The following is a 12,529-nucleotide window of genomic DNA, read 5'->3' on the forward strand; positions in this document are numbered from 1 at the left end:
CGGGCGTTGACCATCGTGGCCAGCCGCTGCTCCAGGCCCTCCCGGCCGCACAGCTCGCGGTCGTGTGCGGCGACCGCCCGGGCGTGGCCGTGCCGCAGCCGCGCGTCGTAGTGGGCGGCGGTCTCGGCGCCGTAGCCGGTGGTGATGTCCGCCAGCAGCGCCTCGACCACGTCCCACGGCGGCACTTCGGTGCCGTCGAGGCAGGCCCGCACCCCGCCCGGATCCCGCTGCGCGAAGACGCCGTACCAACCGCTCGCGGGATCGAGCAGCGCGACGAGCGCGCGCAGATCCGCTGCGAAACCGACCACGGCGTCGGGCAGTCGGCGGCGGGGTGGCCCATCCGTCATGACCGCATCCCACACCCGTCGTGTTACAGAACCGGTTACGGGAAGGCTACAGCGAGTTTTCCTCGCTGAACGCGTTCCCGGGTCTCGAACGGGTGAGCGCCGTGCGGTTAGGCTCCCGCCCCATGGACGACACGGTGCGGGACATCATCCTGGGGCTGGTCACCGCCGCGCTCGGCGCCGGACTCGGCTGGTGCGTGCGGACGTTGCTGTGGCGGCGCAAGCTCCGCCGCAAGCAGCGCTTCCTCGGGCTGCCGGACAACTCCGAGTGCCTGCTGGTGGTGAACCGCGACGCGGGCGGCGACGGGGCGGTCGCCCGCAACGACGTCTTCGCGCTGCTCGAACTCTCGGCCCTGGTGCAGGACTGCCGCTCCCATGTGCAGGTGCTCTCCGCAGACACCGCGCAGCAGGGCTTCGGCGAGCGCACCGAGTTCCGCGTCGGCGGGCCGGTGTCGAACCGTCGGTCGGCGGCCCACCTGTCCTCACTGCTGCCGGGCGTGCGGATCAACACCGAGCCCGATCCGGGCCCCGACCGCGGCTGCTTCACCATCGGCAGCGAACGCTACCGGCTGGAGAGCGGCACCACCGAGTACGTGCTGCTGGCCCGGCTCACGGCCGGGCAGGACGCGCGGCCGGTGTTCCTGCTGTGCGGTCAACGGTCCGTCACCAACCAGGCCGCGGCCCGCTACCTGGCGAGGCACCACACGCGGCTGGCGCGCAAGCACGGCCCGAACGGCAACTTCTGCCTGCTGCTGAAGGTGGTCAACTCCGCCGCGTACGGCCCCGACGTAGTGGAACTGGTCGCCGACGTGACCCGTACGGCGTCCGCGCCGCCACCGACCCCGCCGGCGCCCGCGCCGCCGGGCGAGAAACACGGCGCACACCGGGCCGGCTGACGCGCGCTCACTCGGACGGGTGAGTTTGATTGCCCGCGTCCTGCTGGCTCCTGCCTGGCACCGCCGGTCAGATCCGGCAGATCCTGATAAGGCGACCTAGGTACCCAGCCGCGCCTGTGTACCTAGCCTTTCCGACTCGAGAAGGGAGCCTGCATGGACGACACCAGGCCGGTCTACCAGCGGATCGCCGACGATCTGCGCCGCCGGATCGACGACGGCGCGCTCCCCGTCGGGACGCGCATCCCGCCCCGGTCCGAGCTGAAGCAGGTCTACCGCGCCAGCGACCAGACGGTGGACCGCGCTGTCCGGGTGCTGAAGGCCGCCGGCTACGCCGAAGGGCAGTTCGGACGCGGCGTGTTCGTCGCCGACCGGGCCGCGCTCGGCACACTGCTGCGCACCACCAGCGCCGTCGACTCACCGTTCGCAGCCCGGATCAGCTCCGGGGACGAACCGTGCGACCTGCTGTGGGAGGCCCACTCCAGCAGCACCACGGCGACCCCCAAGGTCGCCGAGCGGCTCGCCATGGACGTCGGCGGGCCCGTCACGTGCACCAGCTACGAGTACCTCGCCGACCGGCAACCGCTCCAGCTCTCCACCAGCTGGGAACCGCTGGCCCTCACCGGCGGCACCGACGTGGTGCACCCGGAGCGCGGCCCCTACGCCCGGCGCGGGGTCCGCGGCCGGTTCGCGGCGATCGGCATCCGCGTGGTGCGCGCCGCGGAGCTCGTCGGCTCCCGGCCGGCCACCAGCCCGGAGTCGGAGGCGCTGGGCTGCTCACCCGGGCAGTGCGTGACGGTCGTCGAACGCACCCACTACGACGCCGCCGGGCGCCCGGTGGAGACGTCGGACACCGTGCTGCGCGCCGACCGGTGGCGGCTGGAGTACGCCATCGCGTTCGCCCCGACAGCCTCGGAGACCAACGCCTAGCTGTGTTGTTCGGAGAGGCTAGTGACACGCGTGGTGGGTGCTCGAAGAGGTGCGGGCCTTCTGGGTTGAGTGTGGATTGCGAAGTCCACACCGGAGCCAGAAGGCCCACTTCTCCTGCAAGGACCTCTCACAGCGTGTCGCCCGTCACCGACGTGCCTGGACAGGACGTCTGGACGACGGCCTTGGCCTGCAGGACCTCGACGATGCGTTCCGTGCGCCACCGCTTGAGTAGTTCATGGAAGGCCACGGCGCCGTGGGGGTAGGCGCTGGCGGTGTTCGGTCGGCCGAGCCCTTCGCGGTTGTAGTAGCCGGGGGTGCACTCGGCGTGGAACCATTCGTGGTCAGGGGCGTCCTCGGCCATAACCTGCATCCAGGCGTCCTCGGCTTCGCGCGACGGTTCGATGAGCGCGCACTCGCTTTCGGCCGCCGCGACGAGGGCGGCGGCGTGTACGGCTTGCTCGTCGAGCACGTGGGTGAAGTTGACGCTGCTGGCGTTGTGCAGGCTTCCCATGTGGATCAGGTTCGGGAAGCCGTTGCTGGTGAAACCGTGCAGGGTCCGAGGGCCCCGCTGCCCCCACTCGTGCAGGAGTTGGGTGCCGCCTCGGCCGTGGACGGGAAGCCTGCCGGACAGTGTTCCGGAGACTCCGACGGAGAATCCTGTGGCGAAGATCAGGCAGTCGAGCTCGTACGTGTCGCTGCCGACGACGACTCCGTGTTCGGTGACGCGCTCGATGCCATGGGTGTCCGCGGTGTCGACCAGGGAGACGTTGTCACGGTTGAACGCCGCGTAGTACTTGTCGGAGAACGTGGGCCGCTTGCAGGCATATCGATACCAGGGTTTGAGCTTCTCCGCCGTCTCCGGGTCGGTGACGGTCTGCTCGACCCGTGCGCGAAGTTGGTTCATCTTCGCGGCATCGGCCATCTCGTAGGCGGCTTCGTAGGCAGTCCCCCTGTTGTTGCGGCGGAAGCTTGGCAGCAGTTTCTCCAGGAGTCCGGCCGAGGCGGTCCAACCGTCGCTCACCAGGTCTTGGCCGGCCGTCTCGCCGGAGACGAGGCGGAGGAAGTTCTCGCGGCGCTCACGGGCCCAGCCCTCGTGGTCGGCTCCGACGTCCTCCGCGGTGGTGCGGCGGTTGGCGCGCACGTCCACGCTGGAGGGGGTGCGCTGGAACACGTAGAGATGCCGGGCGTCCTCGGCCAGCATCGGGATGGCCTGGATACCGGTGGCGCCGGTACCCACAATGCCTACGCGCTTGTCGGTGAGGCCGGTCATGCCGCCGTCCGGCGTGCCGCCCGTGTAGCTGTAGTCCCAGCGCGAGGTGTGGAAGGTGCGTCCTTGGAAGGTCTCGATGCCAGGTATGCCGGGCAGCTTGGGCTCGGACAGGGTGCCGGTGGCGGTGACGACGTACGTGGCGCGGAACGCGTCACCGCGGTCGGTGGCCACGACCCATGTCTCGGTCGCCTCGTTCCAGGTAAGTGAGGTGACGGCGGTGGAGAACAGGGCGTCCGGGTAGAGGTCGTACTTCTGCGCGATGCGCATGGCGTGGCGGCGGATCTCCTCGCCGGGGGCGTACTTCCACTCCGGTACATAGCCGGTCTCGTCGAGCATCGGCAGGTAGACGTGTGACTCGATGTCGCAGTGGATGCCCGGGTAGCGGTTCCAGTACCAGGTGCCGCCGAAGTCACTGCCCTTTTCAACGATCCGGACGCGTCCCACGTCCTGTTGCCGCATCCGCGCTCCGGCGAGGATGCCGCCGAATCCGCCACCGACCACGGCGACGTCGACGGTGTCCTGAAGCGGCTCGCGCTCGACCGTTTCACCCGCGTAGGGGTCGGTGGCGTAGTAGCGGAACTCGGCCTGGGGGGCGAGGTACTGGCGAGCGCCATCGGGCCGTACGCGCCGTTCGCGTTCGAGGTGATAGCGCTTCCTCAGTGCGGCGATTCCGCCGGGGTCCGTCGGTTGAGTGGTCGTCATGTGGGGGTCTCACTCCAATCGATCGGCCACCCGGGCGAGCGGCCGTCCGCTACCGTAGCAAGTACCGGACAGTGTTGTCCGGTTGTGGCGCGGGTGAGTGACGACACCCGTGCGAGGCGCCTGCGTGCCCCCTGCGGGGTGCACGAACCGCCCGGCCCTCAGGCGCCCCCGCATACCGCAGACAGAAAGAGTGATCCCCTCATGCGACGCTTCCCGGTTCGCCCCCTCGCCGTGCTTGCCACCGTCGGCATGCTGACGCTCACCGGATGCGGTACGGAGACGATGCGTTCCGCCGACGGCACACCGGCCGCCGCCGGTGCGGACAGGACCATCCGCGCACACAAGGTCATGCAGTTGACGAAGGTGCACGAAGCAACCGGGATGACCCTGCTCGAAGGTCCGACCTTCGACAAGAAGGGCAACCTGCTTGTCGTCGACGTCACCGCGCCCGAAGGGGAGCCGAAGGTGATGAGTGTCGACGTGAGGAAGAAGAGGTCACGGGCGCTTCACACGGACGGGCGGGGAGCCTACACCTCAGCACAGTTCAGCCCGTACGACGGCCGTGTCTACCTGACCGACTACCTGCACGGTGAGGTCGTCAGCCTTGCCCCGGACGGAAGCGACCCGCGGACCTTCTTCTCCGGCGAAGTCGACGGAGCGAAGATGAATCCCGACGACATCGCCTTCGACAAGGAGGGGAATCTGTACGTCAGCGACTCCCGCAGCCTGTCCACAGGCGATGCGCGGGGGCGTGTGGTGCGGATCGAAAGGGACGGCAAGAAATCCACCGTCCTCGTCGGTGATCTGGCCTCCCCGAACGGAATCTCCTTCGACACGGGCTATCAGGGATTGTGGGTCAGCGAACTCACACAGAACCGGATCTCCTACCTCCGTCTCGACGGGGAGGGAAACCTGGCTTCCCGGCACACCGCCGTCCGGGTGGACGGCGGGATCGCCCAGACGGATTCGATCGCGGTGGACGCGGACGGCAATCTCTACCAGGCGCTGCACGGCCGGGCCGCGATGGCCGTGTACGACAAGCACGGTGAGCACCTGGCGACCATCGAGCTTCCCGCCCGCACCGAAGAGCTCGAGTCGGCGACAAACGTGGCGATCACGCCCGGTGGGACCAAGGCGTACATGACCGTCAGTGGACCGGCCGGCGGCTACCTGTACACCTTCGAGGCACTGGCGAAGGGCATCCGGCAGTCCAACGGGGGCTGATGCCCCCGGTCTCACCCTGCGAAGGGCCGCACCGGTCCCACCTCGACGCCGAGCAACCGCCATGCGGCATGCGCTCGGACTTCCCGCGTCTCACGGGTGGGGCCGCTGACGGCGCCGGAGACCATGGCAACGGCCAGCATCAGGTCGTTCGCCGCGCTGAGCCGATGGTCCGTCGGCAGGTGTTGCCGCAGGGCGGACTCGACCCGGTCAGAAAGGAGTAAGGCGTGCGCGAAGGCATCTGAGTGGCCGGTGGCCCGGTGGGCGTGCAGCAGGCCCAGGAAGGCAGCCGACTCCGTTATGTGCCAGGTCAGCACGCCGAGAACGTCGGTGAAATGCGCGCCCTCCACTGCGGCCGCCTGCTCGACCTGCTGGACGTTCTCTTCCAGGACCGCCATCACCAGGGCCGTCCGGTCGGGGAAATGCCGGTAGAGGACGCCTTGTCCGACCCCCGCGCGACGCGCGATCGCGGACAGCGGAGCGTCCAGCCCGCAGGCCGCGTAGACCTCTCGCGCGGCGACGATCAGAGCGTTCCGGTTACGGCCGGCCACCTTCGGCCCGTGATTCGCCGGCCGCCGGTCGGCAGGCCCGATGGGCTGGGTCATCCCGAAAGGGTACCGGCCGACAGCGCAGCGGCGGGTGGCGGCTCCTTCCGCCGCCGGCGCTGCGACCACTGTCGCTATTGCCGGTGCCCACACGCCAGCCGCTTCATGGTCGTCGTCGGGCCGCTTGGCGACAGCGACCGCACTCGGCCGCCGGCTGGTGCGCATTCCGCACCGACGAGGCGGCCCCGACGCCCGAGACGGCTCCTCAGCCGGACCTGCCACTTGCGGGGTGCGTGCGATGAGGCATGGCGGCGGCGAGGCAGAGGATTCGGCGGTGTCAGACGGCGGCCCAGGCGTCGTCGACCGGCAGCACCACGCCGTTGACGAAGCTGGCGGCGTCCGAACTGAGGTAGATGATGGCCTCGGCCTGTTCTTCGGCGCTGCCCATCCGGCCGATGTTGCTCCGGATGAGTGGGCCGACGACACCGGGACCGTGGGCGTCGGGGCGGGAGTCGACGTGGATGCCGGTGGAGGTGGGGCCGGGGGCGATGGCGTTGGCCCGGATGTTCTGCTTGCGGTACATGACGGCAAGGTTCTTGACCAGGCCGACGATGCCGTGCTTGGAGGCGGTGTAGGCGGCGCCGGCGGCTCCGCCGCGCAGCCCCGCTTCCGAGGCGGTGAAAACGATCGAACCGTGTCCGGCTGCGAGCATGTGCGGCAGCACCGCGCGGGTGAGCAGGAAGGGGGCGGTGAGGTTGATACGGATGACCCGTTCCCATTCGGCGTCGTCGGTCTCGCCGAGGGCGGACATGCGGTCCATGACACCGGCGTTGTTGACCAGGATGTCCACGCCGCCGAGGGACTCGACGGCCCGGTCGATGACGGTGTCGACCGTGCGCTGGTCACTGAGGTCGCCGACGACCACGACGCCGGTGCCGCCGTTGTCCTCGATCTCCTGGAGGGTTTCCGCGGCGCTTGTCCCGTTGAGGTCCGCGACGAGGACTCGCGCCCCTTCCTGTGCGAATCGCAGGGCGGTTGCGCGGCCGATGCCGGCTCCCGCACCCGTGACGATGACGCTGCGTCCGGCCAATCCGGTGGTGCTGGACATGGTGGTGCTCCTTGTTCTCGGTTCTGCTCGGGGGAACGTTCACCGGCCCTCCCCAGTGTTGACGACGACCGGCGCCTCGTGAGGTGCTACGCCCTGACGTCGGCGGTCGAGGACGCGGGCGCGGTCGGTGTGTGTGCCGCGTCGTGCCCTGTGCCTGCGGCGAGGGGCCGCTGTCGGGGGATGAAGGAAGCGGCGGCCAGGGCGAGCACTGCGGTTCCGGCGCCGATGAACATGACGGTGCGGAAGCCGTTCTCCGACGGCAGGGCGGTGTGACCGAAAGCCGTGGTCATCTGGGAGAGGACGACGCCGGCGATCGCGCTGGAGACCGTGGTGCCGATGGCGCGCATCAGAGTGTTGAGGCTGTTGGCGGCTGCTGTCTCGGAGACGGGCACGGCCCCCATGACCAGGGCGGGCATGGCACCGTAGGCCAGTCCGACGCCGGCGCCGATGACGCAGGAGACCAGCACGAGGTGCCAGATCTCGGACATCAGCAGGGTGTTGAGGACGTAGCCGACGGCCACGATCGAGGCGCCGAGCATCAGGGTGAGCTTCGGGCCGTGGGCTCGGGTGACACGGGCGGACAGCGGGGCCGTGGCGAACATCACCAGGCCCTGCGGAGCCAGCACCAGGCCGGAGACGAGCAGCGTCTGGCCGAGACCGTAACCGGTGGTCTCGGGCAGCTGCAGCAGCTGCGGGATCACCAGTGACATGGCGAACATCGAGCACCCGAACGCCATGGACGCGAGGTTGGTGAAGAGCACCTGCTTGCGGGCGGCGACCCGTAGGTCCACCAGCGCATGGCGGGTCCGGAGCTGGTGCGAGCCCCAGGCGATCAGGCAGGTGACTCCCGCAACCAGCAACCCCAGTGTCGTGCCACTGGTCCAGCCCCAGCCGGCGCCCTTGGAGATGGCCAGCAGCAGCGAGACCAGTGCGGCCGACAGCCCGAGCGCGCCGATCATGTCGAACCGGCCGCCGGCGCGTACCCGGGATTCCGGTACGAAGGCCACGACCAGCGCTGTGGCAACGGCTCCGAAGACGGTGGAGACCCAGAACAGGAAATGCCAGTCGACGTTGTCGGCGATCAGCGCGGCGGCGGGCAGACCGAGTGCACCGCCCACGCCGAGCGAGGCGCTCATCACCGCGGTGGCGGAGGGGAGCTTCTCGACAGGGAGTTCGTCGCGCATGATGCTGATGCCGAGCGGGATCACACCGGCGGACAGGCCCTGTAGGGCGCGGCCGACGATCATCGGCGTCAGGGAGTCGGCCAGGGCGCACAGGACGGAGCCGGCCGTCAGCGCGGCCAGGCTCACGAGCAGCATGCGGCGTTTGCCGTACATGTCTCCGAGACGGCCGACGACCGGGGTGGCGACGGCGGAGGCGAGCAGGGTGACGGTGACTGCCCAAGCGGTGTTGGAGGCCGAAGCATCCAGCAGCACCGGGAGCTGCGGAACCAACGGGATGATCAAGGTCTGCATGAGCGAGACCACGATCCCGGCGAAGGCCAGAACCGCCACTGCGACGTTCGGTCGCAGGGCCACGGAGTTGCCGGCTCCGCCCGGTCGAGCAGGGCTGTCGGACATGTAGGCAGAGCCTCCGTCTGCGGGGGTAGGAACGATGAGGCTTTTAAATCACCTCGTTGATTTAATTAATCAGTGGTCGACCTCCCAGTCAAGCCCGGCCAGGACGCAGGAGGCTGGGCGAACGCGGGGCCGCTCCTGGGACCTGGGCGGCTTCGGGGCTGTGCCGCGACAGTGGTGCGGTTACGGGGACTTCTGTGATCGCGAACGCTCGGCTCGTCGCGGTCCCAGCCTCTCCGGCCCGCCGGGCTCCGGACTGCGGGCCGACGACCTGGCGCCCTGCTCAGTAGGCTGCCCCTACGGGGCCGCACGGCCTCGGAGGGAGACCTTCGGTGACACCGGAATCCGGTCGGCAGAGGGCGCATGACGTCTCGGAATGGTGATCTTCATGGCTGGTAGAAGGGTGCGCGAGGAGAAGGTCGAGGCCACCCGGGAGGCAATCCTGGCAGCGGGTGAGCGGCTGTTCGCCGAGCACGGTGTCCACGCTGTCGCCAACCGCCAGATCAGCGAGGCCGCAGGCCAGGGCAACACCGGCGCTGTGAACTACCACTTCGGCACCAAGACCGACCTGGTCCGCGCGATCGCCCGCAGGCACGCCGAGCAGATCGAGCAGATCCGCGCCCGGCTGGTTACCGAAGCGGGGACTTCCACGGACCTTCGAGACTGGGTGGCCTGCCTGGTCCGCCCGGTCACCGAACACATGGAAGCCCTGGGCAGCCCCACCTGGTACGCCCGCTTCAGCGCGCAGGTGGTCGCCGACCCGGCTCTGTACGAGATCATCGCCGAGGGACCTCTCGCCTCCCCGTCACTGCAGCAACTCCTGAGCAACCTGAACGCCTGCCTGCCGGCGCTGCCTCCCGAGGTGCACGCCAGTCGCGGGCTCATGGCCCGCCATCTGATCGTGCAGATGTGCGTTGAGCGCGAGCGTGCCCTCTCCACCGGCAGGCCACTGTCCTGGCCGTCCTGGAACGACACCGCCACCGGGTTGATCGACGCCATCGTCGGGCTGTGGACCGCGCCGGTCACCGAGTCGAGGGGCAGGGAGGGGGAAGCGAGGACACACGGACTGGCGCACCAGGCCCCGTGACCCACTCCACTTTCCCAGCGAGGCACCTCGCTCGCGCCGTTACGTGCCGCGGGGTTCGTGGGCGGGCGAGGCCGGGATGACTGACCACTCCTCGCGTCCGCACCGCAGCCCCGGCCGAAGACCCACCCGGACCGAGCGGCAGATCACCAAGGTCCACCTTGCCCGCCGGTGGGGACCGGGCTGCATCGCACACCTGCTCGGACTGGTCCCCTCTACCGTCCATCGCCTGCTGACTCGCTTCGGTCTGGCAAGGCTCACACATTTGGACCGGCCGAGCCGGTCCATGGGCGACGCTGGGCAGACCACCGCCGCGCTCCTGGGCCGCAACGTGGAGGTACCACACCTGCGCACCCTCGCGCGACCTGTCCGGTGGGCTTCGAACCCGGCGGTGACGAGACAGAGGCAGCCGCTCAGTCGTAGAAGAAGAGCTCAAGGTCCTCGATGGACCCCGGCCCGGTGAGGAAACCCTCGGCCTTCGCGATCTCGTCCTCTGCGGGCAGCTCCCCCCTCAGCAGCTGCCTCATCCAGATCTCGCCCTGCTCACCGACCGCGTGGATGCCGGACAGCAGCTCGGACATGCCGGCAGGGGTCGGCGGGTTGCGCCCGGCGACCGGTTCGAGCACCCAGCCGCCCGACCGGGCCGCCAGCCGCACCACTCCGGCCCAGTTCGCGATCCTCCCGATGCGCACGTGCCACGAGTCCCCCGTGAACGGGGCGGAACGCCCACCGTGGAGGGGGTCGGTGGCGGCGCGGATGTCCCTGATCACCTGCCGTTCGACCGCGTCACGGACCCAACGACCCTCCTGCGCCGCTTCGATGGCGGCCTCCCACCACTTCCCCCAGCCGTCGAGCCGATCCGCGAACGTGTCCATCCGGCCAGGCTTCCATCCACGAGGCCGCAGGCCGTCAGGGGGTACTGGTCGGTGGATCGGCTCACCGAGGGGACGGGCCCCGGTACCGGGCCCGCCCCCCCCCCGCGCCATGCGGGCGACCTGCCGTGTCGGACCGCGCCGGCCGGGGCCCGCGGCCGCCGCTGAGCCCGACGGAGTCACCCGTGTCCCTTAGGCTCCCGCCATGAGCGACGGGGGACCCGCGAGACGGGTGATCGACGGCCGGTTCGAGTTGGAGGGGCGGCTCGGCGGCGGCGGTATGGGGACGGTGTGGCGGGCACGCGACACCGTCCTGGACCGGGCCGTCGCGCTGAAGGAGGTCCGGCCGCCCGATCCGGGGCTCTCCGAGTACGACCCGGACGCGGCACGGCTGCTGCGGGCGCGGGTGCTGCGGGAAGCGCGGGCGCTGGCCAGGGTCCAGCATCCCAACGTGGTCGTGATCCACCACGCCGTGGACGGCGGCGACGACGCCTACCCCTGGCTCGTCATGGAGCTGGTCACCGGCGGGTCGCTCGCCGACCGGCTCGCGGAGGGCCCGATGACTCCCGTCGAGGCCGCCCGGCTCGGGCGGGAGGTGCTGGCCGCGCTGCGCGCCGCACACGAGGCCGGTATCCAGCACCGGGACGTGAAGCCCGCGAACGTGCTCCTGCGTCCCGACGGACGCCCCGTCCTCACCGACTTCGGCATCGCCGCGATCCGCGAGTCGACCGTGCTGACGGCCACCGGGTCCCTCATCGGAACGCCCGACTACATGGCACCCGAGCGGGTCAAGGGCGAGGAAGGCGGGCCCGGCTCCGACCTGTGGTCACTGGCGATGATGCTGTACGTGGCGGTGGAGGGCCACCATCCGCTGCGGCGCGGCACGACGCTCGCGACGCTGGCGGCCGTCCTCGGTGACGAGGTGCCACCGCCACGCCGGGCCGGTCCGCTGACACCGGTACTGACCGCGGTGCTCGTCCGGGAGACGGAAGCCAGACCCACGGCCGAGGATGTCGACCGGATGCTGGCATCGGTGGCGGACGGCGGGCTTTCCGTGCCGTCGGCGGGTGGCGAGACCACGTCGTACCGACTGGCGCCTCCCGTGGAGGACGGGACGGACCCGACCGGGGCAGGGGCAGGGGCGGCGGACGACTCGCGCCGAGCCCCGGACGCCCCGAGCGGGTCCGCGCCGCAGCCGCAGGACCGGTCGGCGGGCCGGGAGGTGACGCCGGAACGTCCGAAGCGGCGGCACGTCCGGCGGCACCTCGCCGTCGCCTCGTCACTCACCGGGACCCTCCTGGCCGGTGTGCTGGTCTGGGCGCTGCTGCCGGACGGCGACAGCACCACCGGCTCGGACCCCCAGCACCGGAAGGTTCCGTCCCTGGCCGGCGCCTCGTCCTCCTCGTCCCCCGCGCCCACGTCCACGCCGGCTCATGACGCCGCTCCGCCGTCTCCGCTCGGCGCGGGCGGGCTGCTCACGCCTGACGGCATCCGCGGAGCGATCACGGAGATCAAGGCGGCAACGGGCACGGACCGGGTCGGTCATCTGGTCGTGTACCCGGAACACGTGGCCGTGTGGACGATGGTGGAAGGCAGCGACATACGGTACGACACCTGGTCCTACCGCCCGGGCGAGGGCGTGGACAAGGGCCCCATCAGCGGCTCCCTCTCGGGCGGGGACCTGCCGTTCGACCTGGACGACTTCGACTGGGACGTCGTCCCCGACCTGGTGGCGAGAGCGGAGAAGGACCTGGGGGTCGACAGACCCACCTCCCGCTATCTGCTCGTCGACCAGGCCAACGACACCTTCGACACGCCGCTCCGGCTGGCCGTGTACCTGGCCGACGCCCACGGCGGCGGCTACGTCCAGGCCGACCTCGACGGCAAGGTGACCAGGGTGGTGCCGGCGGAGCGCTGAGCCCGTCGAGGGCGGCTTCCGCCGACCGGGTGCGGGGGCCGCCCGGCCGGCGGTGCTCGCCGCCG

The 12,529-nt window shown here is 70.4% G+C and carries 10 protein-coding genes and 2 pseudogenes; 6 read left to right on the forward strand and 6 right to left on the reverse strand.

The window, feature by feature from the left end:
- Positions 1-347, reverse strand: a pseudogene (locus ACYVE9_RS06260) (hypothetical protein); the annotation flags it as partial.
- Between the two features lie 122 nt (positions 348-469).
- Between ACYVE9_RS06260 and ACYVE9_RS06265 the strand changes: the two are divergent.
- On the forward strand, positions 470-1,240 hold the full coding sequence (locus tag ACYVE9_RS06265) for a hypothetical protein (RefSeq protein ID WP_461026714.1): 771 nt from the start codon (positions 470-472) through the stop codon (positions 1,238-1,240).
- A gap of 153 nt (positions 1,241-1,393) precedes the next feature.
- A complete protein-coding gene (locus ACYVE9_RS06270; protein WP_461026715.1) occupies positions 1,394-2,167 on the forward strand; it encodes a GntR family transcriptional regulator in 774 nt (257 codons plus the stop codon).
- A 127-nt stretch (positions 2,168-2,294) separates the two neighbouring features.
- Here ACYVE9_RS06270 and ACYVE9_RS06275 read toward each other — a convergent pair whose 3' ends face one another.
- Positions 2,295-4,139 carry a flavin-containing monooxygenase gene (locus tag ACYVE9_RS06275; RefSeq protein WP_461026716.1) on the reverse strand — a complete coding sequence of 615 codons (1,845 nt, stop codon included), beginning with the start codon at positions 4,137-4,139 and terminating at the stop codon, positions 2,295-2,297.
- Between the two features lie 201 nt (positions 4,140-4,340).
- Here ACYVE9_RS06275 and ACYVE9_RS06280 point away from each other — a divergent pair, with 201 nt between their 5' ends.
- Positions 4,341-5,363 (forward strand): SMP-30/gluconolactonase/LRE family protein, encoded by a 1,023-nt coding sequence (locus ACYVE9_RS06280; RefSeq protein ID WP_461026717.1) that lies wholly within the window; start codon positions 4,341-4,343, stop codon positions 5,361-5,363.
- Between the two features lie 11 nt (positions 5,364-5,374).
- On the opposite strand, the gene ACYVE9_RS06285 is transcribed toward ACYVE9_RS06280, so the two are convergent.
- The 3 genes from ACYVE9_RS06285 to ACYVE9_RS06295 all read right to left on the reverse strand — a co-directional run bounded on the left by ACYVE9_RS06285 (position 5,375) and on the right by ACYVE9_RS06295 (position 8,593).
- Positions 5,375-5,965: a TetR/AcrR family transcriptional regulator gene (locus ACYVE9_RS06285; protein ID WP_461026718.1), complete on the reverse strand. Its 591-nt coding sequence runs from the start codon at positions 5,963-5,965 to the stop codon at positions 5,375-5,377.
- A gap of 277 nt (positions 5,966-6,242) precedes the next feature.
- A complete protein-coding gene (locus ACYVE9_RS06290) occupies positions 6,243-7,013 on the reverse strand; it encodes an SDR family NAD(P)-dependent oxidoreductase (RefSeq protein WP_461026719.1) in 771 nt (256 codons plus the stop codon).
- An 86-nt stretch (positions 7,014-7,099) separates the two neighbouring features.
- Entirely contained in the window at positions 7,100-8,593 is a 1,494-nt protein-coding gene (locus tag ACYVE9_RS06295; RefSeq protein WP_461026720.1) for an MFS transporter, read from the reverse strand.
- 385 nt (positions 8,594-8,978) lie between these two features.
- Between ACYVE9_RS06295 and ACYVE9_RS06300 the strand changes: the two genes are divergently transcribed.
- A complete protein-coding gene (locus ACYVE9_RS06300; protein WP_461026721.1) occupies positions 8,979-9,677 on the forward strand; it encodes a TetR/AcrR family transcriptional regulator in 699 nt (232 codons plus the stop codon).
- Between the two features lie 64 nt (positions 9,678-9,741).
- Positions 9,742-9,954: pseudogene (locus ACYVE9_RS06305) on the forward strand (IS481 family transposase); the annotation flags it as partial.
- A 133-nt stretch (positions 9,955-10,087) separates the two neighbouring features.
- On the opposite strand, the gene ACYVE9_RS06310 reads toward ACYVE9_RS06305, so the two are convergent.
- Positions 10,088-10,549: a hypothetical protein gene (locus ACYVE9_RS06310; protein WP_461026722.1), complete on the reverse strand. Its 462-nt coding sequence runs from the start codon at positions 10,547-10,549 to the stop codon at positions 10,088-10,090.
- Positions 10,550-10,751: 202 nt separating this feature from the next.
- Between ACYVE9_RS06310 and ACYVE9_RS06315 the strand changes: the two genes are divergently transcribed.
- Positions 10,752-12,464, forward strand: a complete 1,713-nt coding sequence (locus tag ACYVE9_RS06315; protein WP_461026723.1) for a serine/threonine-protein kinase — start codon at positions 10,752-10,754, stop codon at positions 12,462-12,464.
- Positions 12,465-12,529: the final 65 nt, after the last annotated feature.

The organism is Streptomyces sparsus (genome assembly GCF_054776295.1).